29 protein-coding genes are annotated in these 26,822 nt (G+C 60.0%); 17 read left to right on the top strand and 12 right to left on the bottom strand.

Annotated features, from left to right (window positions below; translation table 11 throughout):
- Nucleotides 1–475: 475 nt before the first annotated feature.
- Entirely contained in the window at nucleotides 476–1,984 is a 1,509-nt protein-coding gene (mqo, locus tag BLR16_RS09765) for a malate dehydrogenase (quinone) (protein WP_046719915.1), read from the top strand.
- 88 nt (nucleotides 1,985–2,072) lie between these two features.
- On the opposite strand, the gene BLR16_RS09760 is transcribed toward mqo, so the two are convergent.
- On the bottom strand, nucleotides 2,073–2,969 hold the full coding sequence (locus BLR16_RS09760; RefSeq protein WP_074805785.1) for a homocysteine S-methyltransferase family protein: 897 nt from the start codon (nucleotides 2,967–2,969) through the stop codon (nucleotides 2,073–2,075).
- A 110-nt stretch (nucleotides 2,970–3,079) separates the two neighbouring features.
- Between BLR16_RS09760 and BLR16_RS09755 the strand changes: the two genes are divergently transcribed.
- Both BLR16_RS09755 and BLR16_RS09750 read left to right on the top strand, forming a co-directional pair.
- On the top strand, nucleotides 3,080–3,901 hold the full coding sequence (locus BLR16_RS09755) for an ABC transporter substrate-binding protein (protein WP_003365572.1): 822 nt from the start codon (nucleotides 3,080–3,082) through the stop codon (nucleotides 3,899–3,901).
- Nucleotides 3,898–4,731 (top strand): amino acid ABC transporter permease, encoded by an 834-nt coding sequence (locus BLR16_RS09750; protein ID WP_054080645.1) that lies wholly within the window; start codon nucleotides 3,898–3,900, stop codon nucleotides 4,729–4,731. Before BLR16_RS09755 ends, BLR16_RS09750 begins: the two co-directional genes overlap by 4 nt.
- Nucleotides 4,732–4,929: 198 nt before the next feature.
- On the opposite strand, the gene BLR16_RS09745 is transcribed toward BLR16_RS09750, so the two are convergent.
- From BLR16_RS09745 to BLR16_RS09735, 3 genes are all read right to left on the bottom strand, one after another.
- Nucleotides 4,930–5,217, bottom strand: a complete 288-nt coding sequence (locus tag BLR16_RS09745; protein ID WP_003365576.1) for a PA4642 family protein — start codon at nucleotides 5,215–5,217, stop codon at nucleotides 4,930–4,932.
- 66 nt (nucleotides 5,218–5,283) lie between these two features.
- Nucleotides 5,284–5,787, bottom strand: a complete 504-nt coding sequence (locus BLR16_RS09740) for a hypothetical protein (RefSeq protein WP_003365577.1) — start codon at nucleotides 5,785–5,787, stop codon at nucleotides 5,284–5,286.
- 66 nt (nucleotides 5,788–5,853) lie between these two features.
- Nucleotides 5,854–6,411, bottom strand: coding sequence for a hypoxanthine-guanine phosphoribosyltransferase (locus BLR16_RS09735; protein ID WP_003433705.1), 558 nt, complete (start codon nucleotides 6,409–6,411; stop codon nucleotides 5,854–5,856).
- Between the two features lie 207 nt (nucleotides 6,412–6,618).
- On the opposite strand from BLR16_RS09735, the gene upp reads away from it, so the two are divergent.
- Entirely contained in the window at nucleotides 6,619–7,257 is a 639-nt protein-coding gene (upp, locus tag BLR16_RS09730) for a uracil phosphoribosyltransferase (protein ID WP_003365583.1), read from the top strand.
- 4 nt (nucleotides 7,258–7,261) lie between these two features.
- Nucleotides 7,262–8,539 (top strand): uracil-xanthine permease family protein, encoded by a 1,278-nt coding sequence (locus tag BLR16_RS09725; protein ID WP_003365584.1) that lies wholly within the window; start codon nucleotides 7,262–7,264, stop codon nucleotides 8,537–8,539.
- A 196-nt stretch (nucleotides 8,540–8,735) separates the two neighbouring features.
- Here BLR16_RS09725 and hemH read toward each other — a convergent pair whose 3' ends face one another.
- Nucleotides 8,736–9,758, bottom strand: coding sequence for a ferrochelatase (gene hemH / locus BLR16_RS09715; protein ID WP_024661430.1), 1,023 nt, complete (start codon nucleotides 9,756–9,758; stop codon nucleotides 8,736–8,738).
- A 27-nt stretch (nucleotides 9,759–9,785) separates the two neighbouring features.
- Nucleotides 9,786–10,688 carry a TIGR01777 family oxidoreductase gene (locus tag BLR16_RS09710; RefSeq protein WP_003433707.1) on the bottom strand — a complete coding sequence of 301 codons (903 nt, stop codon included), beginning with the start codon at nucleotides 10,686–10,688 and terminating at the stop codon, nucleotides 9,786–9,788.
- Between the two features lie 288 nt (nucleotides 10,689–10,976).
- On the opposite strand from BLR16_RS09710, the gene BLR16_RS09705 reads away from it, so the two are divergent.
- From BLR16_RS09705 to BLR16_RS09650, 12 genes are all read left to right on the top strand, one after another.
- On the top strand, nucleotides 10,977–11,963 hold the full coding sequence (locus BLR16_RS09705; RefSeq protein ID WP_003365592.1) for an NAD(P)/FAD-dependent oxidoreductase: 987 nt from the start codon (nucleotides 10,977–10,979) through the stop codon (nucleotides 11,961–11,963).
- A complete protein-coding gene (locus BLR16_RS09700) occupies nucleotides 11,960–12,175 on the top strand; it encodes a TIGR02450 family Trp-rich protein (RefSeq protein ID WP_074805788.1) in 216 nt (71 codons plus the stop codon). The genes BLR16_RS09705 and BLR16_RS09700 overlap by 4 nt, the downstream gene beginning before the upstream one ends.
- A gap of 107 nt (nucleotides 12,176–12,282) precedes the next feature.
- Nucleotides 12,283–13,245, top strand: a complete 963-nt coding sequence (locus BLR16_RS09695; RefSeq protein WP_074805791.1) for a YbgA family protein — start codon at nucleotides 12,283–12,285, stop codon at nucleotides 13,243–13,245.
- A 3-nt stretch (nucleotides 13,246–13,248) separates the two neighbouring features.
- Nucleotides 13,249–14,151 (top strand): MerR family transcriptional regulator, encoded by a 903-nt coding sequence (locus BLR16_RS09690; RefSeq protein ID WP_058397492.1) that lies wholly within the window; start codon nucleotides 13,249–13,251, stop codon nucleotides 14,149–14,151.
- A gap of 9 nt (nucleotides 14,152–14,160) precedes the next feature.
- Nucleotides 14,161–15,609, top strand: a complete 1,449-nt coding sequence (phrB, locus tag BLR16_RS09685; RefSeq protein WP_044309898.1) for a deoxyribodipyrimidine photo-lyase — start codon at nucleotides 14,161–14,163, stop codon at nucleotides 15,607–15,609.
- Complete coding sequence (locus tag BLR16_RS09680) at nucleotides 15,602–16,024, top strand: nuclear transport factor 2 family protein (RefSeq protein WP_003433711.1); 423 nt, start codon at nucleotides 15,602–15,604, stop codon at nucleotides 16,022–16,024. The genes phrB and BLR16_RS09680 overlap by 8 nt, the downstream gene beginning before the upstream one ends.
- Nucleotides 16,021–16,809 (top strand): SDR family NAD(P)-dependent oxidoreductase, encoded by a 789-nt coding sequence (locus BLR16_RS09675; RefSeq protein ID WP_003433712.1) that lies wholly within the window; start codon nucleotides 16,021–16,023, stop codon nucleotides 16,807–16,809. The genes BLR16_RS09680 and BLR16_RS09675 overlap by 4 nt, the downstream gene beginning before the upstream one ends.
- Complete coding sequence (locus BLR16_RS09670; protein WP_044309896.1) at nucleotides 16,806–18,053, top strand: NAD(P)/FAD-dependent oxidoreductase; 1,248 nt, start codon at nucleotides 16,806–16,808, stop codon at nucleotides 18,051–18,053. The genes BLR16_RS09675 and BLR16_RS09670 overlap by 4 nt, the downstream gene beginning before the upstream one ends.
- On the top strand, nucleotides 18,050–18,850 hold the full coding sequence (locus BLR16_RS09665; RefSeq protein ID WP_003415048.1) for a DUF1365 domain-containing protein: 801 nt from the start codon (nucleotides 18,050–18,052) through the stop codon (nucleotides 18,848–18,850). The genes BLR16_RS09670 and BLR16_RS09665 overlap by 4 nt, the downstream gene beginning before the upstream one ends.
- On the top strand, nucleotides 18,837–20,105 hold the full coding sequence (locus tag BLR16_RS09660; protein ID WP_074805794.1) for an SAM-dependent methyltransferase: 1,269 nt from the start codon (nucleotides 18,837–18,839) through the stop codon (nucleotides 20,103–20,105). The genes BLR16_RS09665 and BLR16_RS09660 overlap by 14 nt, the downstream gene beginning before the upstream one ends.
- The gene (locus BLR16_RS09655; RefSeq protein ID WP_003365611.1) at nucleotides 20,098–20,607 is read left to right on the top strand and encodes a DUF2878 domain-containing protein; all 510 of its coding nucleotides are present in this window, start codon (nucleotides 20,098–20,100) and stop codon (nucleotides 20,605–20,607) included. Before BLR16_RS09660 ends, BLR16_RS09655 begins: the two co-directional genes overlap by 8 nt.
- Nucleotides 20,562–20,921 carry a YkgJ family cysteine cluster protein gene (locus BLR16_RS09650; RefSeq protein ID WP_044309893.1) on the top strand — a complete coding sequence of 120 codons (360 nt, stop codon included), beginning with the start codon at nucleotides 20,562–20,564 and terminating at the stop codon, nucleotides 20,919–20,921. Before BLR16_RS09655 ends, BLR16_RS09650 begins: the two co-directional genes overlap by 46 nt.
- Before the next feature lie 438 nt (nucleotides 20,922–21,359).
- Here the strand turns inward: BLR16_RS09650 and BLR16_RS09645 are convergent, their stop codons facing one another.
- The 6 genes from BLR16_RS09645 to hemA all read right to left on the bottom strand — a co-directional run bounded on the left by BLR16_RS09645 (nucleotide 21,360) and on the right by hemA (nucleotide 26,759).
- Nucleotides 21,360–21,878, bottom strand: coding sequence for an acyloxyacyl hydrolase (locus tag BLR16_RS09645; RefSeq protein ID WP_002552154.1), 519 nt, complete (start codon nucleotides 21,876–21,878; stop codon nucleotides 21,360–21,362).
- A gap of 118 nt (nucleotides 21,879–21,996) precedes the next feature.
- The gene (gene murI, locus BLR16_RS09640; RefSeq protein ID WP_003433716.1) at nucleotides 21,997–22,812 is read right to left on the bottom strand and encodes a glutamate racemase; all 816 of its coding nucleotides are present in this window, start codon (nucleotides 22,810–22,812) and stop codon (nucleotides 21,997–21,999) included.
- Nucleotides 22,805–23,575 (bottom strand): molybdopterin-synthase adenylyltransferase MoeB, encoded by a 771-nt coding sequence (locus BLR16_RS09635; protein ID WP_161437923.1) that lies wholly within the window; start codon nucleotides 23,573–23,575, stop codon nucleotides 22,805–22,807. Before BLR16_RS09635 ends, murI begins: the two co-directional genes overlap by 8 nt.
- Complete coding sequence (gene prmC, locus BLR16_RS09630) at nucleotides 23,569–24,402, bottom strand: peptide chain release factor N(5)-glutamine methyltransferase (RefSeq protein ID WP_003408643.1); 834 nt, start codon at nucleotides 24,400–24,402, stop codon at nucleotides 23,569–23,571. The genes BLR16_RS09635 and prmC overlap by 7 nt, the downstream gene beginning before the upstream one ends.
- Nucleotides 24,403–25,485 carry a peptide chain release factor 1 gene (gene prfA / locus BLR16_RS09625; RefSeq protein WP_003404940.1) on the bottom strand — a complete coding sequence of 361 codons (1,083 nt, stop codon included), beginning with the start codon at nucleotides 25,483–25,485 and terminating at the stop codon, nucleotides 24,403–24,405.
- Entirely contained in the window at nucleotides 25,482–26,759 is a 1,278-nt protein-coding gene (gene hemA / locus BLR16_RS09620; RefSeq protein WP_003433718.1) for a glutamyl-tRNA reductase, read from the bottom strand. Before hemA ends, prfA begins: the two co-directional genes overlap by 4 nt.
- Nucleotides 26,760–26,822: the final 63 nt, after the last annotated feature.

The following is a 26,822-nucleotide window of genomic DNA, read 5'->3' as shown; positions in this document are numbered from 1 at the left end:
TGCTCCTGACCTGCCAGCGCTGTCATCGCAGCCATTTCGAGGTTTGGTTCGCGTTCCCAAAAGGACGTGAAAAACGGGTTTCACTACTTCACAAGAGTGTGGCGAGCAAATGAATAGGTACGCGTTTGTAAATGCACCATCAGCGTCTGAACCGACTCTCTTGAACAGGACTGACCGCGACTGCGCCTCCATGACCGGAGCCTGACGCCATCGGCAGGAGCCAATTGCACAAGGGGCTCCCTGACGATGGTCGAATGGCCTCGCAGGCCTGGAAATGCGTTCATGAAGCAATGATGAACCATGACCGGACCTGACCGGGACCTGCGCTTTGGATGCGAAAAATTGCGAAGAATCGGTCAGGCGATCCTGGCAAGGCGCACGAGGGTAGACATTTGATCCAGCCCACGAACACCTGGCAACCAGCCTCAGGATCGTATGCCGTCAATTTGGTGCTGCAGATTTTGGAGACGCGTTAATGGCGCATAAAGAAGCAGTCGATGTAGTACTGGTCGGAGCGGGCATCATGAGTGCCACTCTGGCGGTATTGCTTAAAGAGCTCGACCCCGGCATCACGCTGGAAGTCGTTGAGCTGATGGATTCCGGTGCTGCAGAGAGTTCCAACCCGTGGAACAACGCCGGCACCGGCCACGCAGGTCTGTGCGAGCTGAACTACACGCCGCCTGCGGCTGATGGCTCCATCGACATCAAGAAAGCGGTGCACATCAACACCCAGTTCGAAGTCTCGAAACAGTTCTGGGCCTATCTGGCACGCAAGGGCACCTTTGGTTCAGCCAGATCGTTCATCAACCCGGTCCCGCACCTGAGCTTCGTGCAGGGCGAAAAAGGCATCTCGTTCCTCAAGACCCGTTTTGAAGCCATGAGCAAGCATCACGCCTTCTCTTCGATGGAATATACCGAAGACAAGGCAAAGCTGGCCGAATGGATGCCATTGATGATGCCGGGGCGGCCTGCGGACGAAAAAATTGCCGCAACACGCATGATGAACGGCACCGACGTCAACTTTGGCGCGCTGACCAATCAACTGCTCGGCCATCTGACCAGTGCTCCAGGCACACAGATCAAGTACCGCAGCCGGGTGACCGACCTGACCCGCAACGGCGCTGGCTGGACCGTCAGCGTCAAGGACGTGAATGGCGGAGGCACGCGTGAGATAGATGCCAAATTCGTGTTCCTCGGTGCCGGTGGCGCAGCGTTGCCGCTGTTGCAGTTGTCGGGCATCGAAGAAAGCAAGGGCTTTGGCGGCTTTCCGGTCAGCGGTCAGTGGCTGCGTTGCGACAACCCGGAAGTGGTCAAGCATCACCAGGCCAAGGTCTACAGCCAGGCCGCCGTGGGTTCGCCGCCAATGTCCGTGCCGCACCTGGACACCCGCGTGGTCGATGGCAAGAAATCCCTGCTGTTCGGACCGTATGCCGGCTTCACCACCAAGTTCCTGAAACACGGCTCGTTCCTCGACCTGCCGCTCTCGGTCCGCGTGGCCAACATCAAACCGATGCTGGCGGTGGCGCGCGACAACATGGACCTGACCAAATACCTGGTCAGCGAAGTGATGCAATCAATGGAGCAACGCCTGGAATCGCTGCGCCGCTTCTATCCGGAAGCGAAAGCCGAAGACTGGCGTCTCGAAATCGCCGGTCAGCGCGTGCAGATCATCAAGAAAGACGCGAAAAAAGGCGGCGTGCTGCAATTCGGCACCGAGCTGGTCTCCGCAAAAGACGGCTCATTGGCCGCCCTGCTCGGTGCGTCACCGGGTGCATCGGTGACCGTGTCGATCATGCTTGAGCTGCTCGAACGCTGCTTCCCGGAGAAAACCCGCACGGAATGGGCGACCAAGCTCGAAGAGATTTTCCCGGCCAGGGAAAAGATCCTCGAAACCGATGCGCCGCTCTACGAGCGCATCAGCGCGCAGAACGACGAGGCGCTGGAACTGGTCGAGAAAAGCAGCCAGGAACACAGCTTCGCCTGACCCTACCGCTGCTGCTGTGCTGTAACAAAAAGCCCCGTGAGCCTTTACCAGCCACGGGGCTTTTTATTGGGTGTATTGCAGGTGCCGGTCAGAGGCTTCGGGACAGTACGGCAATGTGCTCCGGGCCAATTCCGCAGCAGCCGCCAATGTGCGTGGCGCCGCGCTTGACCCAGTCTGCCGCCCACTGCTGATAGCCCTGCGGGTCAAGGTCTTCACGCAGCTCATCCAGACCGTCGTTGGCCGTGGCGTCCTTGGGTTGCGGCGGGAAGGCGTTGGCATACGCACCAATGGCTATGTCGACGTTCAACGACTTGAACACCTCACGCGCCGCGTCGATTGCGCCGCCGATCACCTCTGGCTGGCTGCAGTTGAACAGCAGCGTGGCGACCCCCATTGCTGCGGCGGCCCTGGCGGCGTCGGCGACCGGCTCGCCTGAGCGCAGACGCGGAGTTTCGTCAGCGTCCTCATCCTGCAGGGTGAACGACAGCCAGAACGGTTTTCCGTCATTGGGCAGCCCGGCGCGGATGGTCTGCGCTTCGAGAATGCAGCTCTGGGTTTCGGCCAGCCACAGGTCGACATACGGCGACAGCCCGGCAACCAGTGGTTTCAGCACATCGGCAGCCTGCTCCGGCTGATACAGGTCAGGGCGATAGGAACCGAACAGCGGCGGAATGGAGCCCGCCACACGGGCGCGTCCGCCAGAGGCATCGGCCGACTCGCGCGCCAGTTGCCCGGCCAGCGCTGCCAATGCCTGACCTTCGCGGGCAAAACGTTCTTCGCCAATATGAAACGGCACGACGGCGTAGCTGTTACTGGTGATGACCTGAGCACCACTTTCGATATAAGCGGCGTGTACCGCACTCACCGCTTCGGGTGCTTCACTCAATGCCAGAGCCGACCACTCCGGCTGGCGAAACGGGGCTCCGCGACGCTGCAGTTCACGGCCCATGCCGCCATCGAGAATTACAGTTGTGCCTTGAGTCATATGTGATCTGCTTATATGTATATGAAAAAAACTCATTATGAGTCAGTCTTGTATAACGTATTTAATACGGCCCTTTCATCAAACTACAAACACTTTTTCAGGGGAAATCTGTGAATTATCGCGCTCTGCTGGGCATCGGCCTGGTCACTCTGGCGGCCTCCACACACGCTATGGCCGGCGCCACGCTGGATCGCGTGCAGAAAAACAAAGAGCTGGTCAACGTCCTCATGGAAAGTTACCCGCCCTTCTCTTTCCTGAATGACAAGAATGAACTGGACGGCTTCGATGTCGACGTCGCCAAGGCCGTGGCGCAGAAACTGGGCGTCAAGTTGCGCCTTGAAACGCCGTCCTGGGACGTGATCGCCGCAGGCCACTGGAGTGGCCGTTATGACATCTGCGTCTGCTCGATGACACCGAGCAAGGCCCGCGCCGAAGTGTTCAACTTCCCGGTCGAGTATTACGCCTCGCCTGCGGTGATCGTAGTCAACGCCTCGGATGATCGTATTCATTCGGCCAAGGACCTGAGCGGCAAGAAGGTCGGTCTGACCAGCGCCTCCAGCTATGAAAGCTATCTGAACAAGAATCTGGTCATTGATGGCGCCGAAGACAAGCCACTGCAGTACCCGTTCGAAGACGTACAGATCGCCCCGTACGACAACGACAACGTGGCCTTTCAAGACCTCGGGCTGGGTGCTGGCAAGCGGCTGGACGCGATACTCACCAATCTGGTGACCGCAAAACCGCGCCTGGATCAGGACAAGCGCTTCAAACTGGCGGGCGAGCCGCTGTATGAAGAACCCAACTCGGTGGCCATCGAAAAAGACGATCCGGAATGGGACGCCAAGGTTCGCCAAGTCTTCGCCGAACTCAAGAGCGACGGCACCCTGAGCAAGCTGTCGCAAAAGTGGATCGGTGCTGACATCAGCAAATGACTTCCTTTCAGTCCCAGCGCCCACCCGAGCAGGCCGAGCAGAGCCTGCTCAAGCGAGTTTTCGGCTTCCGCACACGGCTTTACCTGACCTGGCTGGCCATGTTTGTGCTGTTCGCCGGTTTCTTCCTGAGCTTCGATCTGAAGCTGTCGATCATCCTCGACAAACTGCCGAATCTGATCGGGCTGCATCTGGCCCCCAACGGCTTTCTGCAGGGCGCGGCGCTGACATTGTTCGTGTCAGTGTGCTCGATCGTGGTCTCGGTGGCGCTCGGCTTTGTCACGGCACTCGCGCGGCTTTCCAGCAGCGCGGTGGCGTTCGGCATCGCCAGCTTTTACGCCTCGTTCTTTCGCGGCACGCCGCTGTTGATCCAGATCCTGCTGATCTATCTCGGCCTGCCACAACTCGGCATCGTGCCCGGAGCCATCACGGCGGGGGTGATCGCGCTGTCGCTCAACTACGGAGCTTACCTGAGCGAGATTTTCCGTGCGGGCATCATCGGCGTCTCTGCCGGACAGCGTGAAGCCGCGCTGGCCCTGGCCTTGCGCCCGGCGCAGATCTTCTGGCGCGTTACCCTGCCCCAGGCCATGCGCACGATCATTCCGCCGACCACCAACCAGTTCATCTCCATGCTCAAAGACTCCTCACTGATTTCAGTGATGGGCGTCTGGGAAGTGATGTTTCTGGCACAGTCTTACGGCCGCTCCAGCTATCGATACATCGAAATGCTGACCACCGCAGCGGTGCTGTACTGGATCATGTCGATCGGGCTGGAGTTGTTGCAGTCACGATTGGAGCGGCATTACGGCAAGGCGTATCAGGCGCGCAAATAACTGCGGCTTTCGTCCTTACGCTCCGCGTGCGGTGCAGCGCAGCCGTGTGACGCAGAGCGTCACGAAATGCATGCCAACGCGGAGCATTGGCACGATAGGTGTTCTCTGGTGCGCCTCTCGTTCCTCACGCTCCGCGTGGGAATGCAGTTCCGGACGCTCTGCGTCCAGCCCTGGCAGTGCGGAGCCTTGGCAGGATAGTCAACCGCGGGCTTTCTCGATCAGTTCGATGTATTCATCGGCGTTGCGCTGATCCTTGATCAGGGCAATGAAATCGTTACCGTGCTCGTCCTTGCCATCGAAGTCATGGCCCGCTTCCTTGAAGAACACCAGAAAGCGTTCGAAATCGTTGATGCGCAGCCCACGGTAGGCCTTGATCAGCTTGTGCAGCGACGGCGAGGTAGCATCATACGGCTCGAAATCGAGGAACAGTTTAATCTGCTCATCGCCGATCTCATCGCCAATCAACTGCTTCTTATCTTTACGCATTACAGGCTCCAGCGGGTCGCAGACACTTTCACGGTCGGGCAGTTTACCCTCCGGCGAGCGCCGCGCTCAACGCGCACGTGCAGAGGTGGTGTGCAGATCAGCCCAGATGTGCCCGTTGGCATAACTGAGGAACTGGCAATAGACCTTCTCGTTGCGCAGCAAGTCCACCAGCACACGGTATTGGGACAGCGGGTAATAAAGCGTCAAGGTGCGCGACGGCTCATCATAGGTCGGCTTTTTAAGGCTTTTGCTATCACCGCCATCGAAGTGCACGAGCACCTGGGAGATGGACGCGCCCTTGTTCAGCGACTTGCCCTTGAGGCGCAGCGACAAGGGCGAGGTGACCGGAATCGGCTGCTGACTCGACTGCCGCTGGTTACCGGCAACGATGGTGTATTCGGTGACACGCATCAACTGTTGCTGCTCGGGCACACCTTCGCGCAGGCTCAGGTCGTCAGGCGGCAGGTATTGATCGTGCATGGGGCTGGCCGAAACCGGCGCAGCAGGTGCGGCAACTGCCAGACCAGACAACAGCACCAACGCCACGGCGCCGGGAATCAGTAGCTTCATTGAGGGTTTCCATATAATTGCGAATCGACGACCGCCCCTGTTCGCAGAAGCGGCCGTCAGAATGCCTTACATCCCTTTGACCGCATAGATACCGGCAGCGTTACGCCAGTAGCCTTTGTAGTCCATACCGAAACCGAAGATGTAGCGGTCGATGCACGGCAGGCCGACGTAGTCGGCTTTCAGGTCCGGACGGGCCTTGCGGTCGTGGTCCTTGTCGATCAGCACGGCGGTGTGCACGGCGCGGGCACCGGCGTGTCGGCAGAAGTCGATGATGGCGCCCAGGGTGTGACCTTCATCGAGGATGTCGTCGATGATCAGCACGTCACGGTCCATGAACGAGACTTCCGGCTTGGCTTTCCAGAACAGATCACCACCGGTGGTTTCGTTGCGATAACGCGTTGCGTGCAGGTAGGACGCTTCCAGCGGGAAGTTCAGGTGGGTGAGCAGCTTGCCGGAGAAAATCAGGCCGCCATTCATGACGCAGAACACGACAGGATTGCGCTCGGCCAGTTCGGCATTGATCTGCGCGCCGACGCGGGCAATGGCCGCATCCACTTCGGCCTCGGTGTACAGGCAGTCAGCTTCGCGCATGACTTGACGGATATGCTCGAGATCAGCGGACATGACGCTCTCCAGGTAAGGCAGTTTGAGAAAAGCGGGCAAAGGTACGCATCCGTTCAAGCCAGAGCAAGTGATTCTGGACTAACGTTGCGTGTGTCTTGCAAAAGCCGCGAACGTCGAAGCTTCGTAACGATACTGCACGTGCTTTAAGACAGTAACAGCTGAATAGATTAACCTAGACCGATTTTTGCCCCGCTGGAGCCTTTCCCCATGCCCATTCGTGAGATCCGTCACCCGCTGATCCGCCACAAGCTCGGCCTTATGCGCCGCGCCGACATCAGTACCAAGAACTTCCGTGAGCTGGCTCAGGAAGTCGGCGCGCTGCTGACCTATGAAGCCACGGCCGACCTGACCCTGGAAAACTACGACATTCAAGGCTGGGCCGGTACGGTGTCAGTCGAGAAGATCGCAGGCAAGAAAATCACCGTCGTGCCGATTCTGCGCGCCGGTATCGGCATGCTGGACGGCGTGCTCAGCCTGATTCCGGGTGCCAAGGTCAGCGCGGTCGGCGTGGCCCGCAACGAAGAAACCCTGCAGGCACACACTTACCTGGAAAAACTGGTCCCGGAAATCGACGAGCGCCTGGCGATGATCATCGACCCGATGCTGGCCACCGGCAGCTCGATGGTCGCCACCATTGACCTGCTGAAGAAGGCTGGCTGCAAGGAAATCCGCGCCATGGTCCTGGTCGCGGCGCCCGAAGGTATCGCTGCCGTAGAGCAAGCGCACCCGGATGTGATGATCTACACCGCCTCCATCGACGAGCGTCTTAACGAACACGGCTACATCATTCCGGGCCTGGGCGATGCCGGTGACAAGATTTTCGGCACCAAGCAGAAGGACGCGTAACCCGATGACGCAGCAGGAGTTCAACGATCCACTGTGGCGCACGATTCTATCCGGCGCGCAAATGCTGTTCGTGGCCTTTGGCGCGCTGGTCCTGATGCCGCTGATCACCGGGCTCGATCCGAACGTGGCACTGTTCACCGCAGGCCTGGGCACGCTGTTGTTCCAGATCGTCACCGGGCGTCAGGTGCCGGTCTTTCTGGCCTCGAGCTTTGCCTTCATCACCCCGATCATCCTCGCCAAGGGCCAGTTCGGTCTGGCCGCGACCATGGGCGGTGTCATGGCGGCAGGCTTTGTGTACACCTTTCTCGGTCTGGCCGTGAAGATCAAGGGCACCGGTTTCATCGACCGCCTGCTGCCTCCTGTGGTGATCGGGCCGGTCATCATCTCGATCGGTCTGGCGATGGCGCCGATTGCAGCCAACATGGCGATGGGCAAGTCCGGCGATGGCGTGCAGTTGATTCCTTATCAGACCGCCATGCTGATTTCGATGCCGGCCTTGCTGACCACACTGATTGTGGCGGTGTTCGGCAAAGGCATTTTCCGTCTGGTGCCGATCATCTCCGGCGTGCTGGTGGGCTTCGCGCTGTCGTTCTACTTTGGTGTGGTCGATACCAAAAAGATTGCTGACGCCGCCTGGCTGGCCTTGCCGCACTTCACCGCACCGGAATTCAACTGGCAGGCGATTCTGTTCATTGTCCCGGTCGCCCTGGCCCCGGCCATCGAACACATCGGCGGGGTGATTGCAGTCGGCAGCGTGACCGGACGCGACTACCTGAAAAAGCCGGGCCTGCACCGCACGTTGTTCGGCGACGGCATCGCCACCACCGCTGCCGGCCTGTTCGGCGGCCCGCCCAATACCACCTACGCCGAAGTGACTGGCGCGGTGATGCTGACCAAGAACTACAACCCGCAGATCATGATCTGGGCGTCGTTCTTTGCCATCATCCTGGCGTTCATCGGCAAATTCGGGGCGCTGCTGCAGAGCATTCCAGTCCCGGTAATGGGCGGCATTCTGTGCCTGCTGTTCGGTTCGATTGCCGCAGTGGGCATGAACACCCTGATCCGCCACAAGATCGACCTGGCCGAAGCGCGCAATCTGGTGATTGTCTCGGTCACGCTGGTGTTCGGGATCGGCGGCGTATTGATCGGCACCGGCAACGGACCGAACGATTTCGGCCTGAAAGGCATTGCCCTGTGCGCCGTGACCGCCATCGCCCTGAACCTGATCCTGCCGGGCAATGACAGCTGGAAGAACAAGCAACTGGATGATCAGTTGCCTTGACGCTTCACTTCTTGACTATCGTGCCAATGCTCCGCGTTGGCATGCAGTTCCGGACGCTCTGCGCCCTGTCCTGAACATGGGGTGCGGCGCAGATTTGTGACGCGGAGCGTCACCCAGGGCATTCCCACACTGGAGCGTGAGGAACGATAAGCGTCTGGAAGAACACTATCGTGCCCATGCTCCGCGGTTCAGCGCATCACAACATCAACGGCGCACGCTCGCACAGCCTGTTCAGCTCTTTCGCCCAGTTGGGGTCGTCGTTCAGGCAAGGGATCAGGATCAGTTCCTCTCCGCCCGCTTCCTTGAACTGCTCGGCACCGCGGTCACCGATCTCTTCCAGTGTCTCGATGCAATCAGCGACGAACGCCGGGCACATGACCAGCAGCTTCCTGACACCTTTCGCCGCCAGTTCATCCAGATGCGCTTCGGTGTAGGGTTCGATCCACTTGGCGCGCCCCAGACGTGACTGGAACGACACCGACCACTTACCGTCAGGAATGCCCATACGCTTGGCGAACGCCGCCGCCGATTGTATGCACTGCGCGCGATAGCAGGTGGCGAGCACTTCGGCGGGTGCGGTCATGCAGCAGTCGTCCTTCAGGCAATGCTTGCCGGTCGGGTCGAGCTTGTGCAGGTGCCGCTCGGGCAGACCGTGGAAGCTCAGCAGCAAATGGTCATAAGGTTGCTCCAGATGCGGCCGCACGCTTTCCACCAGTGCACTCAGGTACTCGGGCTGATCGTAGAACGGCTGCAGAACCGAGAACTGCATCTTCAACGATTTGGCGCGCACCACGCGTTTGGCTTCTTCAATGACCGTGGTCACCGTGCTGTCGGCGAACTGCGGGTACAGCGGCGCCAGGGTGACTTTCTTGAAGCCCTGCTCTGCCAGCCGCGTCAGCACGGTTTCGATGGACGGCTCGCCATAACGCATGGCCAGTTCGACCGGCCCGTGCGACCACTCCTTTTTCATCGCCTGCTGCAGACGCTTGCTCAGCACCACCAGGGGCGAACCTTCATCCCACCAGATGGACGCATAGGCGTGTGCGGACTGCTCGGGCCGCTTGATCAGAATCAGCGAGACCAGCAGCCTGCGCACTGGCCATGGCAGGTCGATCACATAAGGATCCATCAGGAACTGGTTCAGATAGCTGCGCACGTCTGCCACTTGAGTAGAGGCAGGCGAACCCAGATTGACCAGCAACAAAGCGTGATCGGTCATGCAACATCCTATTCATTTCAACAGCGTTCAGTGGCGACCCAGCAAATCCTGCAAGGCGGTGTCGAGTTCGGTGTACTTGAATGTAAAACCAGCTTCCTGCAAACGCTCCGGCCGTGCACGCTGGCCACCGAGCAGCAATACCGAAAGCTCGCCCAGCAATACTTTCAGGGCCAGCGCCGGCATGGGCATGAATGCCGGCCGGTGCAGAATGCCGGCCAGGGCCTTGGCAAACTGACGATTGCGCACCGGTGACGGCGCACAGACATTATAAGGACCCTTTGCTTCATTCAGATTCAACAGAAAATCAATCGCGGCGATTTGATCCTGGATGTGAACCCACGGCATCCACTGCCTGCCATTGCCGATCGGCCCGCCCATGCCGAATTTGAAAGGGGGTAACAGACGCTGAAGAAAACCGGCACGATCGGACAGCACCAGGCCTGTGCGTATCAGCACCACGCGCACGCCCAGCGCCTCGGCGCGTTGTGCGGTTTCTTCCCAGGCGTTGCACAGCTGGCTGGCAAAGTCTTCCTTGGCAGGCAGCGAGGTTTCGTCGATTTCGCGCTCGCCACTGTCGCCATACCAGCCGACTGCAGAGCCGGAAATCATCAGCGCAGGTTTTTGCTCGCGAGTGCCCAGCCATTTCAGCAGTTGCTCGGTCAGGCCGACGCGACTTTCCCACAGCAACAGACGGCGCTTGCGGGTCCACGGACGATCCGCAATGGGCGCGCCCGCCAGGTTGATAATTGCATCCACCGGCTGCGTACCCAGCTCATCAAGGCTGGCAATGCCACGCACCGAAGGGCCGCACAGCTCGACGACGTCGGCGGGTTTTCGGCTCCATACCGTCAATTCATGGCCTTGAGCAGACCAGAAACGGCAGAGCGCTCGTCCTATCAAACCAGTACCACCGGTCAGCAATATGTGCATGGCAGATAACCTCGCGTGGCGTAGGTGACAATTGGGTAGTCTTATTTTTACCAGTGACGCTGTCCGTGACGCTGGTCCGGAAAACGAAACTGTCAGCTGAACCATAGGCCACAGCAGAATGAAACGCAGCCTCGAGGCCTTTGCCCGAGTCGCTGAACCGTTCGACCTTGCCAGTGGCAATGTGACTCAACCGCTAAATTCTAAAACCACTGCAAGTTATACCAAACAAGAAGATTGTACAGGTTTTAACTACGGCGTAGTCTGTACAGACAAGGTAACGAGGCCCCTATGACTGTCCCTATCGCAATCATCGGTACCGGTATCGCCGGACTCTCCGCAGCCCAGGCGCTGACATCCGCCGGGCATCAAGTGCACCTTTTCGACAAGAGCCGCGGCAGCGGCGGTCGTATGTCCAGCAAGCGCAGCGACGCAGGTTCGCTGGACATGGGGGCACAGTATTTCACCGCCCGTGACCGACGCTTTGCCACCGCAGTCAAGCAGTGGCAAACCCAGGGTCACGTCGCCGAGTGGACACCCTCGCTCTATAACTTTCATGGCGGCAGGCTCAGCCCCTCTCCGGACGAGCAGGTGCGCTGGGTCGGCACGCCTGGAATGAGCGCCATTACCCGGGCGATGCGCGGCGATCTGCCGGTGTCGTTCTCGTGTCGCATCACTGAAGTGTTCCGTGGCGAACAACACTGGAACCTGCTGGATGCCGAAGGCGAAAGCCACGGCCCTTTCAGCCATGTGATCATCGCCACCCCGGCCCCTCAGGCCACTGCCCTGCTGGCTGCTGCGCCGAAACTGGCCAGCGTCGTGGCAGGCGTGAAGATGGACCCGACCTGGGCCGTGGCGCTGGCCTTCGAAACCCCGTTGCAGACGCCCATGCAGGGTTGCTTCGTGCAGGACAGCCCGCTGGACTGGCTGGCCCGCGACCGCAGCAAACCTGGTCGCGACGCCACGCTCGATACCTGGGTGCTGCACGCCACCAGCCAGTGGAGCAGGCAGAATCTCGACGCTTCCAGAGAACAGGTCACCGAACAGTTGCACGGTGCATTCGCGGAATTGATCGATTGCACCATGCCCCCGCCAGTGTTCAGCCTCGCCCACCGCTGGCTGTACGCACGGCCTGCCGGCTCTCACGAATGGGGCGCCTTGTCGGACGCCGATCTGGGCATTTATGTCTGTGGCGACTGGTGCCTGTCCGGGCGCGTGGAAGGCGCATGGCTGAGTGGCCAGGAAGCAGCGCGCCGACTGCTGGAGCATGTGCAATGAATCAGATCAACCCGCGCAAGCTGCTGCTGTCGAAATGGACAGCCGCCACCCCGCTCAACCGGGAAAAGCACTTCCTGGTCACCGAGCTGTTCAAGGACGAAGAAGGCACTGTGCTGGAAATCGAACTGCAGGCTGTGCTGACCCAGCGCAGCGAGCGGCTGCCGTGGCAGGTGTTGCAACAGGCGAATACCTGGCGAATGGGCTGGAAGTAGCTTTTACCGCCCTCTACAAAGAATTTGACTTGTACAGTTACACCCCTATGATGAAGACAAGTTGTACAGCACGAACTATCTGTACAAGTCTTCTGTAGAGGTGACTGATGGCGACGTCCTTAATCGAAAAACCCAAACTCGGCATCAGTGCCTGCCTGATGGGTGCCGAGGTTCGCTTCAATGGCGGACACAAGGAATCTCATCTGTGTACGCAGGCGCTGAGCAAGTATTTCGATTTCGTCCAGGCGTGCCCCGAAGTCGCTATCGGCATGGGCATCCCCCGCGAGCCGATCAGGCTGGTAGGCGACGCAGAAAATCCAAAGGCGCTCGGCACGGTCAATCGTGACCTGGACGTTACCGAGGCATTGGCGGATTACGGCATACAGATGGCCGATGAGCTGAGCGATATATGCGGTTACATCTTCATGCAGAAATCCCCGTCCTGCGGTCTGGAGCGCGTCAAGGTCTACCGCGAAAACGGCTCTCCGGTCGATGGCGGTGGTCGCGGGATCTATGCGCAGGCCTTTTGCGAACGTCATCCCGATCTGCCCGTTGAGGAAGACGGCCGGCTCAACGATGCGGTGCTGCGCGAAAATTTCGTCACCCGCGTGTTTGCCTATGCCGCCTGGAAACAGCTGTTGAAGGAAGGCATCACCCGGCGCGCCCTGACCGAATTCCACTCGCGCTATAAATACCAGCTGATGGCCAACGATCCGGTGCAGTACAAGGCGCTGGGCAAGATGCTCGGCAGCATGGGCCGCACCGACCCGAACGAAATCGCGCCGCTGTACTTCAGCCAGCTGATGGCGGCCTTGAAAAAGTGCGCCACGCGCAGTACGCACACCAACGTCCTGCAACACCTGTGCGGTTATTTGAAACAAACCATTACCAGCGAGGACAAGCAGGAAATCCAGCAGGTCATCGCCCAGTATCACCAGGGCATCGTGCCACTGATCGTGCCGCTGACGCTGCTCAAGCATCATTTTCGCCAACATCCGGACCCCTATGTGGCACTGCAGGTGTACATGCAGCCCCACCCGGAAAACCTCAGCCTGCGCAATGCGATTTGACTCATGAATGAAACAGACACAGAGGTGCCGGGCGACTGGCTGCCGATCCGCGAGGTCGCACGACAGACAGGTGTCAACGCCGTCACCCTGCGCGCCTGGGAGCGGCGTTACGGACTGATTGTCCCGCACCGCACCGCCAAAGGTCATCGGCTGTATTCGGACGAGCATGTGCAGCGCGTCATGAAGATTCTGACCTGGCTCAACCGTGGCGTGTCGGTCAGTCAGGTCAAGGGCCTGATCGATGACAATCGCCAGGACGCTCTGCCGCCGACCAACGACTGGGACGCATTGCGTCAGACCTTGCTGGTCGCGATCGGCGAGCTGGCCGAACGCCGGGTCGATGACGTGTTCAATCAGGCGATGTCGCTGTACCCGCCGCGCACACTGTGTGAACAGTTGCTGCTGCCGCTGCTGGCCGAACTGGAACGGCGCTGGCAAGGCAAGTTCGGCGCACAACTGGAGCGCACGTTTTTCTACTCCTGGCTGCGCAGCAAGTTCGGCGCGCGCATCTATCACAACAACCGTCAGCTCAATGGCAGCCCGTTGCTGCTGGTCAATCAGTCCGATCTGCCGCTGGAGCCGCATCTGTGGCTCGCGGCCTGGCTGGTGAGCAGCGCCGATTGCCCGGTCGAGGTGTTCGACTGGCCATTGCCGGTCGGCGAGCTGGCGCTGGCAGCCGAATACCTCAAGCCACGCGGCATATTGCTGTATTCCAGCAAGTCGCTGAACGTGACCCAGCTGCCACGATTGCTGGCCAATATCACCTGCCCTGTCGTGCTGGGCGGACCAACGGTGCAGATCCATAATGCCGAGTTGCTCGTACAGGCCAACGAGATATCTGGACTGACCCTTGCCCACGACGTACTCAGCGCTCAGATCGAGCTGGGCAAGCTCGGACTTATCTAAGGACTTCTCATGCAACTGATCTGGCTGCGCAGCGACCTGCGCGCTCAAGACAACACTGCCCTGACCGCCGCCATGGAGCGCGGTCCGACGCTGGCGGTTTACCTGCTCAGTCCCGCGCAGTGGCGCAGCCATGACGATGCCGACTGCAAGGTCGACTTCTGGCTGCGCAACCTGGTCGAGCTCGAGAAAGCGCTGGGCGAGTTGAATGTTCCCTTGCTGATCCGCGAGGCGGACACCTGGGACCAGGCGCCTGAAGTGCTGGCAAAGCTGTGCACACAGTTCAAGGTCGAGGGCCTGCACCTCAATCAGGAATACGGCATCAACGAGACCCGTCGCGACCAGGCAGTGCAGAAGGCGATGGAAAAAGCCGGTGTGCACTTCAACAGCTATCTCGATCAGCTGTTATTCAAGCCCGGCAGCATCCTGACCAAGACCGGCAACTATTTTCAGGTATTCACCCAGTTCAAGAAGGTCTGCTACACCCGACTGCACGAGGCCATGCCGCACCCGGTGCGCACCCCGAAAGCGCAGCCGGCACAGTCGATAAAAAGCGATCCGATTCCCGATCAGGTCAAGGGCTTTGCCACGCCAGCGAAAGCGTTGCGTGACCTGTGGCCAGCCGGTGAGGCGGAAGCCAGACGGCGCATGGACGCCTTCGCCGACGAGCAGATCAGCTACTACAAGGACGAACGAGATTTTCCGGCCAAGCCCGGCACCAGCCAGCTGTCGGCCTATCTGGCGGCCGGGGTGATTTCGCCGCGCCAGTGCCTGCACGCGGCCCTGGCCAGCAATCAGGGCGAGTTCGAGACCGGCAACGTAGGCACCGTGACCTGGATCAACGAGCTATTATGGCGAGAGTTCTATAAACACACGCTGGTCGGCTACCCGCGCGTCTCGCGTCATCGCGCCTTTCGCCCGGAAACCGAGGCGTTGAAGTGGCGCGATGCCCCCGAAGAGCTGCGCGCCTGGCAAGAAGCGCGCACCGGGCTGCCGATCATTGACGCAGCGATGCGCCAGTTGCTGGAAACCGGATGGATGCACAATCGGCTAAGGATGGTCGTTGCGATGTTTCTCACCAAAAACCTGCTGATCGACTGGCGCGAGGGCGAGCGCTTTTTCATGCGCCACCTGATCGATGGCGACCTGGCGTCGAACAATGGTGGCTGGCAGTGGAGCTCGTCCACCGGCACCGACTCGGCGCCCTACTTCCGTATTTTCAATCCGTTGTCGCAGTCGGAACGCTTCGACCCCGAAGGCGTTTTCATCAAACGCTGGCTGCCGGAACTGGCGGATCTGAATAAAAAGCAGATTCATGACCCGTCGTTAATCGGTGACCTGTTTGGCGCGGCTGACTACCCGAAACCCATCGTCGACCTGAGCAAAAGCCGCGCCCGCGCCCTGGCAGCGTTCAAGGCCCTACCGGCTCGACAGCCGGCCGCAGGAGTCGAACATGGCTGATTTCCTGCATCGCTTCGCCGAAGGTTTTGCCGCGCTGAACAAAGACAACCTTGACCAGGTTGCCGAGCTGTACAGCGAAGACGTGTCGTTCAGCGACCCGATGCACGATATCCACGGCCTTGCCGCCATGCGCCGCTATTTCGGCGAACTGTACGCCAACGTCCAGGACCTGCACTTCGACTTCCACGCCTTCGACGAGGTGCGCCCCGGCGAGGGCTATCTGGTCTGGACCATGAGTTATTCGCATCCCCGTCTAGCCGCCGGCCGGACAATTCAGGTAGAAGGCTGTTCGCACCTGAAGTGGCGCGACAAGGTTTATCGGCACCGGGACTACTTCGATGCCGGTGCATTGCTCTACGAACATCTGCCCATCATGGGTCGGGTCATCCATTGGTTGAAGAAGAGGTTGGGATGAGCACTCCTGTTGCACGACGCATCTGGTTGACCGGGGCAAGCAGCGGCATTGGCCTGGCGCTGGCCAAAGAACTGCTCAACGCCGGTCATCGGCTCGCGCTGACCGCCCGCACGCTTGAGCCATTGCAAAACCTCGCAAACGTTTATCCCACGCAGGTGCTGCTGGTGACCGGTGACATCACCGACCCCGAGCAAGTCAAGGCGATTGCCGGCGATATCGCGCAGCAATGGGGAGCCCTGGACACCGCCATCTTCAACGCGGGCACCTGCGAATACATCGATGCCCGGCAGTTTGAAGCGGCCATGGTCGAACGCGTGGTGCGCACCAACCTGCTGGCCAGCAGTTACTGCATCGAGCACGCATTGCCGCTGCTGCGCAAAGGTCATCAACCGCATCTGGTCGGCGTCGCCAGTGCGGTGACCTACCTGGCGCTGCCCCGCGCCGAAGCCTACGGCGCGTCGAAGGCCGGCCTGCGTTATCTGCTAGAAGCCCTGCGTCTGGATCTGGCCAGCGAAAACATCGACGTGACGGTGGTCAGCCCTGGATTCGTCGACACGCCGCTGACGCAGAAAAACGATTTCCCCATGCCGATGCGCTGGCCGGTCGAGAAGGCCGCCAAACATATCGCCAGCAAACTGGGGCGCAACAAACGCCCCTTGGATATCGCCTTTCCGGCGTTGTTCATCTTCAGCATGAGCTTGCTGGCCCTGCTCCCGGCACGCGCCCGACTGGCCCTCGGCAAACGCATGGCGCGCAACGAATCGTCGAATAAGGACGCGCAATGAAGATCGCAGTCATTGGCAGCGGGATCGCTGGCCTGACCAGTGCCTACCTGCTCAACCGCGCGCATGAGGTGACCGTGTTCGAGTCTTCGGACTGGATCGGCGGGCACACTCACACGGTGGACGTGCAGGTCGAGGGCCGCGCCTACGCCATTGACACCGGTTTCATTGTTTTCAACGACTGGACCTACCCCAATTTCATTCGCCTGCTAAGCCAGCTGGGTGTCGGCTTCAAGCCCGCCGAAATGAGCTTTTCGGTGCATGATCCGCGCACCGGCGTGGAATATAACGGCAACAACCTCAACAGCCTGTTCGCCCAGCGCAGCAATCTGCTGTCGCCACGGTTCTGGGGCATGCTGCGCGATATCCTGCGTTTCAATCGCCAATCGGTCGATGATCTGGAAAACCAGCGCATCGCGGCGGACACCACGCTGGGCGAATACCTGAAGACCGGCGGTTATGGCCAGCGCTTCATCGATCATTACATCGTGCCTATGGGCGCGGCGATCTGGTCGATGTCGCTGGCCGACATGCTCGGCTTCCCGTTGCAGTTCTTCGTGCGTTTTTTCAAGAATCACGGGCTGCTCTCGGTCACCCACCGCCCGCAATGGTGTGTGATTCAGGGCGGTTCCAGAAGTTATGTGGAACCGCTGACAGCCTCGTTCCGCGAGCGCATTCGTCTGTCGTGCCCGGTCACACGTGTCGAGCGTGACAGCGAAGGTGTGACACTGCACAGCGCCATGGGCAGCGAACGTTTCGACAAGGTGGTGTTTGCCTGCCACAGCGATCAGGCCCTGGCCCTGCTGGCGCAGCCATCGAGTGCCGAGCAGTCGATTCTCGGCGCCCTGCGCTATGCCGAAAACGATGTGGTGCTGCACACCGACACGCGACTGCTGCCCAAGCGCAAACTGGCCTGGGCGAGCTGGAACTACCGCTTGGGCGGCGGCGAACAGCAATCGGCCGCCGTTACCTATGACATGAACATTCTGCAAGGGATCGAGAGCGACACGACGTTCTGCGTCAGCCTCAACCAGACTGCCGCCATCGACCCGGCCAAAATCCTTGGCCGCTACCGCTATGCCCATCCGCAATACAGCCTCGGTGCGATCGCTGCACAGGCGCGCTGGGAGGAAATCAACGGGGTCGATCACACTTGGTACTGCGGCGCCTACTGGGCCAATGGCTTCCACGAAGACGGCGTGGTCAGCGGCCTGCGTGTCGCCCAGGCCTTTGGTGAAACGCTGTGAACAGCGCCCTCTACAGTGGCTGGATCAGCCACCGGCGGTTTGCACCGCGCGCCCATGAATTCACCTATCGGATAGGCCTGCTCTATCTGGATCTGGATGAGCAGGACAGCGTGCTGGGGCTTTCCCCACTGGCAGGTCGGGGGCGTTTTGCGCCGTTCTCGTTTCGTGAGCGAGACTATCTGCCAGAGCTGACCGGGCAAGGGCTGACGCTCATCGAGGCGGTCCGCGAGCGGGTCGGCAAAGCGTTGGGCCGCATTCCGTCGGGTCGCGTCTGCCTGCTGACCCAGGCACGCAGTTGGGGCCTGTCGTTCAACCCGGTGAGTTTTTTCTACTGCCATGAGGCCGACGGCACACTGGCCGGCATTCTGTGTGAAGTCACCAATACCCCGTGGGGCGAGCGCTACAGCTACGTGCTGCCCGCCACCGGTGAAGGCCATCAGCATTTTGCCGTGGCAAAGGCCTTTCATGTTTCCCCGTTCCTGCCACGTGATCTCGAATACCGCATGAGCTTCAGCCAGCCCGCCGAACGTATCGGTGTACACATGGCTGACTGGCAAGGCGAGCTGAAGATGTTCGACGCCACGCTCAATCTGACCCGCCAGAATCTGAACCGCAAGACGCTGCACCGCTATCTGATCGCTTATCCATGGATGACCGCGAAAACCTGTCTGGCCATTTATTGGCAGGCCATGCGCCTGCTGGTCAAACGCATACCCATCTTTTCCCATCAGGCCGCTGACGGCGAGTACCGTGCTGCCGCCGCGCAATCCAAGGACTCACTCCATGAAAAGCAGTAGCAGTAGTTTTTCTGCCAATCTGGGCACCAATGGTTTGACTGCCAACCTCTTGCGTCGAGGCGTGCTGAGGCAACTCGCAGGACTGCGTAACGGCCAGTTGGTAGTAATCGAACGGGGTGAGCGCCATGTGTTCGGCAAGAACGGCGCACTGATTCAGGCTGAAATCCACATTCTCGATTCGGCAGCCTGGGGCATGGTCGCCAGCAACGGTTCCATCGGTGCGGGTGAGGCCTTCATTCATGGCTACTGGACGACACCAGACCTGACGGCGGTGGTCCGGGTGTTTGTCAGCAATCTGGATGTGCTGGATGCGATGGAGGGCGGAATGGCACGCCTGACCCGCCCGCTGATTCATGCGCTGCACTGGCTCAACCGCAACACGCGCGAAGGCTCGCAGAAAAACATCGCGGCCCACTACGACCTGGGCAACACCCTGTTCGAGCAGTTTCTCGACCCGACGATGATGTATTCGGCCGCGCAGTTCCTCAGCGAAGACGACACGCTGGAACAGGCGCAGTTGAACAAGCTTGAGCGTATCTGCCAGAAACTTGCCTTGAAACCCACCGATCACCTGCTGGAAATCGGCACCGGCTGGGGCAGCATGGCTATTTACGCTGCGCAGCACTACGGCTGCCAGGTGACCACCACGACCCTGTCCAAAGAACAGTTCGCCTACACCGAGCGACGGCTGATCGAACTGGGCCTGCAGGATCGCGTGACGCTGCTGCTGACCGACTACCGTGACCTGACCGGTGAGTATGACAAGCTGGTGTCCATCGAGATGATCGAAGCGGTCGGCCATCGCTTTCTGCCCACGTACTTCAAGCAATGCGCGGACCTGCTGAAAAGCAACGGCATGATGCTGTTGCAGGCGATCACCATCCGCGAGCAGCGTTACGCACAGGCCAAACGCAATGTGGACTTCATCCAGCGTTACATTTTCCCCGGTGGCGCCCTGCCCTCGGTGGCGAAGATGCTCGACATCGTCGGCAGCGATACCGACATGAACCTGCTGCACATGGAAGATTTCGGCTTGCACTACGCACGCACCCTGCGCCTGTGGCACGACAACTTCAAAAACACTCACGGCAAACTCGCTGAGCTGGGTTACGACGAGCATTTCCTGCGCCTGTGGGAGTTTTACCTGTGCTACTGCGAAGGCGGCTTCCTGGAGCGGACCATTGGCACCGCGCAACTGCTGCTCGCCAAGCCCGAAGCGCTGCGCGAACCCTTGCTTGGGCGCTTCAATGCTTAAATCCATCGCCAATGCGCTGTTGTTTCAGATCGGCTGGTTCGCCTGCGTACTGGGCGGCAACAGCTTCTGGCTACTGATCGCCATCGGCGTTCTGGCGGTGCATTTTATGTGGATCAGCTCATGGGCAGCCGAAGGCCGGCTGATTCTGACCGTGACCTTGATCGGTATCGTGCTGGACAGTGCCTTGATGACACTCGGCGTTTTTGATTTCGGCACGGGCGGCTATCTCTTGCCGCTGTGGCTGGCGCTGTTGTGGGCGGTGCTGGGCACCACGCTCAATCATTGCCTGGCCTGGACGGCGAAGCCACTATGGCGCGCAGTCGTGCTTGGCGCTATTGGCGGCCCGATGTCGTACTATGCCGGCTCGCAACTGGCACAGGTCCATCTTCCCCTTGGAGTGTGGCCAGGCATGCTGGTGCTGGGCCTGGTCTGGGCGGGTGTATTTCCCCTGCTGCAATGGCTGGCAGCCCGCGCCGCCAGACACTCGGGAGAACCGCTCTGAACGCTACACTCATTCCGCTCGCAGAGATCCACGGCGAAGAACCCGCAGTCACGTGTTCGACCTGCGCAGCCTGCTGCTGCCAACTGGAAGTGATGCTGATCACCGATACGGGCGTGCCTGAGCGTTACATCGATACCGATGAGTGGGGTGGCGAGGTCATGTTGCGTCTGGATGACGGCTGGTGCGCTGCGCTGGATCGCAACACGATGATGTGTACGATCTACGAGAAACGCCCGTTGATCTGTCGTGAATTCGAAGCGGGTGCGGAAGATTGCCTGAACGAACGCAAAGGGATTGCGACGGCTTATCTCTGATCAGTGTTGCCTGGTTGATAACTATCGTTCCCACGCTCCGCGTGGTAATGCATTTCGTGACGCTCCGCGTCACACGGCGGTTCTTCGACATCAGGTGAATTGGTGCCCGACTCAGCTCACCTTTTCGCCCCTCGGCGAGTTACTTTGATAAGGCCAAAGTAACCAAAGCCTTTCGCTCCTGTTTCCGACCCGACTTCGTCGGGTTCCTTCGCCCTGACACTGATCCGGGGGCCGCCGCAACGGGCCATCCTTGGCCCGGTGCGGCTTGCTCGGCGTTCTGCCTCGCATCCCCCGGATCAGCGCCAGAACTCAGCCGTCACTAACGTCGCACTCTGCGTTGTCAGTGCCATCGCGATAAAAAAGCATTTTATGCGCAATGGCTTTGGGCAGGGCATTACGTTGTGCTGTAGCGAAGCGTTGGCACGAATGCCAGTCAAATCAGAACGGCATCTTGTAGTGCAGTGCGTAGCTTTCTATACCGTCGTTCGGCTCTTTGATGCCGGCGTTGGAGTAGTGGGTCGCACGGATACCGACTTCATGCCCGCCCGCGAAGCGCAGACCAAAACCGATACGGTCTTCGAAGTTGAAGGCAGAACCGAACTTGCGGTCTTCAACCTGGGTGTTGGAGAACACCGAGACGCCGATACCGGCTTCTACGTATGGCTTAACGTTGCCGTTGCCGAATTCGTAGACCAGAACAGGGGAGAACGACAAGCTGTGGTTATCCTTGTAGTCCTTGCCATCCCAATAGGTGTAAGCGCCATCCCAGTAGCCGGTCAAACGGCCGATGTCGCTTTGCAGCCAGGTTTTATCCCAATCGAACTGCACGCCCAGACGATAAGTCATGGTCGACTCGCCGGTCTGACCGACCGAAAACTCAACACCATCAGCCTGCGCGATTGAAGCTTGCCCTGCCAAAGCGGCCGCAATCACGGCCAGGCAAAAGAGTCTCTTCATGAGAAACGTCCTAAATATATTAAATTGTACGAAAAGTGTTGGAATTCATCAGCCGCTTTTATAGAAGCCGCGGAGGCGACGTTAGTTCACCCCAAAAGCGCCTTTTTTCACGTTTTTTTTACAAACGGAAGCTTCTCACATCGCCGACGTTTTGCGACAAAAAAGGTAGGATTTTTCTGAAATTGTCCGGTATGTCACTAGACCAATACACGGTGTCGCGCGCGACACCACTGGCAAGCAGGCCGGACCGTGCCAAAAGACGCTGCAGCTGTCGCGCCACTGCGGCTCCGGTGTCGATCAGGGTGACCGATTCGGGGAGCATTTCGCGCAGCAATGGCTTGAGGAACGGGTAGTGCGTGCAGCCCAGAATGATCGTGTCACAGCGCGCTGCCAGTAGCGGCTCTACATAGTGCTGCAGCAACTGACGGATTTGCGGGCTGACCAGATCGCCGGTTTCGATCAGTTCGACCAGCCCGGGGCACGGCTGGGTCACGACCCGCACATCGTTGGCAAAACGGTCCAGCAAGGCCGCAAAGCGGGCGCTTTGTAGCGTTCCGGTGGTCGCCAGCACACCGACGACACCGCTGCGGGTCGCCTCGGCAGCCGGTTTGACCGCTGGCTCCATGCCTACAATCGGCCAGTCCGGGTAGCGCTGACGTATGTGCGACACACCTGCTGCCGTGGCCGTGTTGCAGGCGACGACCAGCGCCTTGGCACCCTGCTCGCGGAAAAACCCGGCAATCGTCAGGCACCGCTCGATGATGAATTCGGGAGTCTTTTCGCCGTAGGGAATGTGCCCGCAGTCCGCCAGATACAGCAGCGACTCGCTGGGCAACAGCTGACGGACTTCATTGAGCACTGACAGACCGCCAACCCCGGAATCAAAGATTCCGACCGGCGCATCGCTGCCATGGCTCATATGAACGTCAAGCATGCTCGCCCTGCACGCTGGCCGGACCACAGACGCTGCACGCCGGGTCTCGCTTGACCTTCAGTTCACGAAAACGCGTGCTCAAGGCGTCGATCAATAACAGTCGACCAACCATGGGTTCGCCAAAACCGGCCAGCAGCTTCAATGCTTCCAGCGCCTGCAAGCTGCCAACCAGACCGACCAGCGGCCCGATGACACCCGCTTCGCTGCAGGTCAGCTCGGCTTCGCTGCCATGCCCGTACAGACAATGGTAACAAGGGCTGTCCGCACGACGCGGATCGAACACCGACAACTGCCCTTCGAGCCGGATCGCCGCTCCGCTGACCAACGGCTTGCCGGCAGCGACACAGGCGGCATTGACCGCTTCGCGGGTGGCGAAATTATCCGAGCAATCCAGCACCAGATCGACAGCCTGCACCGCCGCGTCCAGTGAGTCGGTATCCAGCGCTGCGCGATGAGCGACAAGGGTGATCTCGGGATTGATCGCGCTGAGCCGGGCGATGGCCGAATTCACCTTGGCCTTCCCGATGCTCTGAGTGTCGTGGATGATCTGGCGTTGCAGGTTGGTCAGGTCGACGTGATCGAAATCCGCCAGATGCAGCTCACCAACCCCTGCGGCGGCCAGATACAGGGCCACCGGCGAGCCAAGCCCGCCGACGCCCACGATCAGCGCACGACTTTGCTTGAGTCTTAGCTGGCCGTCGATATCGACGTGTTGCAGCAGAATCTGGCGACTGTAGCGCAGCAGCTCCTGGTCACTCAGCACGGCTTGCATCCGAACGTGATGCGCTCATGCTCGCCCAGATCACGGCGCGTCTGAATACGCTCGAAGCCCTGGCGAATCAGCAGTTCACGCACCGCAGGCCCCTGATCGTAGCCGTGTTCCAGCAGCAGCCAGCCATCCGCATTGAGGTGTGCAGGCGCCTGTTCGATGATCGTGCGCAAGTCATCCAGCCCGTCGGAACCGGCCACCAGCGCACTGCTCGGCTCAAAACGCACGTCACCAGCCGACAGATGCGGATCGGCGTCGGAGATGTACGGCGGATTGCTGATGATCAGGTCGAACTGTCGACCTTGCAGGCCACTGAACCAGTGACTTTCGAAGACTTCGGCGTTATTCAGTTGCAAGCGCTGCCGGTTGCGTTCGGCCAGGGCGACGGCCTCTGGCACACGGTCAACCGCGGTGACCTTCCATTGCTGGCGTTCGTTGGCCAGCGCCAGCGCAATCGCGCCGGTGCCGGTGCCGAGGTCCAGCACCTGAGCGGGTGCGAAGGCAGGCACCAGTTCCAGAGCGGCCTCGACCAGCATTTCGGTCTCGGGACGCGGGATCAACGTGTGCGGCGCGACTTCCAGATCAAGCTTCCAGAAGCCCTGCTGGCCGAGAATGTAAGCGACCGGCTCGCCCTTGCGGCGGCGCTCCATGTAACCGGCGAATGCCACCGCGGCTTCGGTGCTGACGATGCGCTCGGGCCAGGTGTGCAGAAAACTGCGCGGTTTGCCCAGCGCTGCCGCGAGCAGCAACTCGGCATCAAGGCGTGCAGTCGGTGAATCGGGAAGCTCGGCGCTTCTGAGTACACTTGCGATGATGGTCATTTACTCACCCAGTGCCGCAAGTTGATCAGCCTGATATTCAGCGAGTAGCGGCTCTATCACTGCATCGACCCCGCCCGCCAGAACTTCATCCAGCGAATACAAAGTCAGGTTCACGCGGTGATCCGTCACTCGCCCCTGAGGGAAATTATACGTACGTATGCGCTCGGAACGATCGCCCGAGCCTACCAGCAGCTTGCGTTCGCTGGCGATGGCATTGGCCGCCGCGCTGGTCTGCTGATCATTCAGTTTGGCAGATAGCCAGGACATTGCCCGGGCTCTGTTCTTGTGCTGCGAACGCTCTTCCTGACACTCGACGACAATACCCGACGGCAAGTGGGTAATGCGGATCGCCGAGTCGGTCTTGTTGACGTGCTGACCACCGGCACCCGAAGAACGATAGGTGTCGACCCGCAGGTCGGCAGGGTTGATCTCGATCGCCTGCTGCTCGTCAGGCTCCGGCAACACCGCCACCGTACAGGCAGAGGTATGAATACGGCCCTGGGATTCGGTCTCCGGCACACGCTGCACACGGTGCGCGCCGGACTCGAATTTCAGCTTGCCATAGACGCTGTCACCCTCGACACGCGCGATGACTTCCTTATAGCCGCCATGCTCGCCTTCGTTTTCGGACAGAATCTCGACCCGCCAGCCACGCCGCTCGGCGTAACGCGAATACATGCGGAACAGGTCGCCGGAGAAGATCGCCGCTTCATCGCCGCCGGTGCCCGCGCGGATTTCCAGAAACACGTTACGACCGTCGTTCGGGTCCTTGGGCAACAGCATGCGCTGCAATTGCGCTTCCAGCTCGACCAGTTGCTGCTTGGTTTCGCGAACTTCCTCGACGGCCATTTCACGCATGTCCGGATCGCTGTCCTTGAGCAGCGCCTGTGCGCCCTCCAGGTCACCCTGCACCCTGAGCAACTGCGCGTAGAGCGCAACGACCGGCTCCACTTCAGCGTATTCACGGGAATAGGCGCGAAAGCGTGTCTGATCGCTGATGACTTCCGCGTCGCCGAGCAGCGCGGTCAGTTCCTCGAAACGGTCGCTGAGCACATCCAGCTTATTGAGCAGTGAAGCTTTCATTGCGGGGTTTTATCCGTCGAGCCCTCACCGAGGGCAAATAGTTCCTGGGCCATGGCCAGCGCATCGACGCGACCTTCGGCAGACAGCTTCTTGAGCTGCACGCTCGGTGCATGCAGCAATTTGTTGGTCAGGCCACGCGCCAGCTGGATCAGTACGTCCTCGGCATTGCTGCCGTTGGCCAGCATACGTTGCGCCTTGCTCAGCTCTTCGTCACGCAGCCGTTCGCTTTGTTGACGATAGGCACGCAGCACATCGACTGCGGCCAGTTCGCGCAGGCGCGACATGAAGTCCTCGGCACCCACGCTGACCAGTTGCTCGGCGGCCAGCGCCGCGCCCTGACGGCTCTTGAGGTTCTCTGCTACCACTTCATGCAGGTCATCAACGCTGTACAGGTAAACATCGTCCAGCTCGCCGACTTCAGGCTCGATATCCCGCGGTACGGCGATATCGACCATGAAAATCGGTTTGTGCTTGCGCAGCTTCAGCGCACTTTCCACGGCGCCCTTGCCCAGAATCGGCAACTGACTGGCCGTCGAGCTGATCACGATGTCGCTGTTGACCAGTTCCGCCGGGATGTCCGACAGCAGCACCGCGTGCGCGCCGAACTCGGCGGCGAGCATGCTGGCGCGTTCCAGCGTACGGTTGGCGACCACGATACGCTTGACGCCCAGATCATGCAGATGCCGGGCGACCAGCGTAATGGTCTCGCCTGCACCGATCAACAAGGCCTGGCTGCGTTGCAGGTCACTGAAAATCTGTTTCGCCAGGCTGACTGCGGCAAAGGCCACAGAGACCGGGTTCTCGCCGATGGCGGTGTCGGTACGCACCTGTTTGGCGGCGCTGAACGTCGCCTGGAACAGTCGACCGAGCAATGGCCCGACCGTGCCGGCTTCGCGGGCAACCGCGTACGCGGACTTCATCTGGCCGAGAATCTGCGGCTCGCCGAGCACCAGCGAATCGAGCCCCGAGGCGACACGCATCATGTGCCGCACGGCAGCGTCATCTTCGTGCACGTAAGCACTGGCACGCAGTTCTTCAAGACTGAGGTGATGATAATCGGCAAGCCAGGCAAGAATACTGTCCGCGCCGAGGTGCTCGTGTTCGATGTACAACTCGCTGCGGTTGCAGGTCGAGAGGATCGCAGCCTCGCGGCTTTCCGTCAGTTGGCAGAGCTGCTGCAATGCCTCGACCAGCTGTTCCGGGGTAAATGCCACACGCTCGCGAACGTCGACCGAGGCGGTCTTATGGTTGATACCGAGTGCAAGGAAGGCCATTCAGGGTCGCAGGTGGTGACGTGAAGCCGGTAATTGTCCTACTTCGATAAGCTCAGAACAACC

This window comes from Pseudomonas sp. BS3767, assembly GCF_900099665.1.
Classification (GTDB): Bacteria; Pseudomonadota; Gammaproteobacteria; order Pseudomonadales; family Pseudomonadaceae; genus Aquipseudomonas; species Aquipseudomonas cerasi.
Note: the sequence above shows the minus strand (reverse complement) of the source record. Positions and strands in the feature narration are given on the sequence as shown.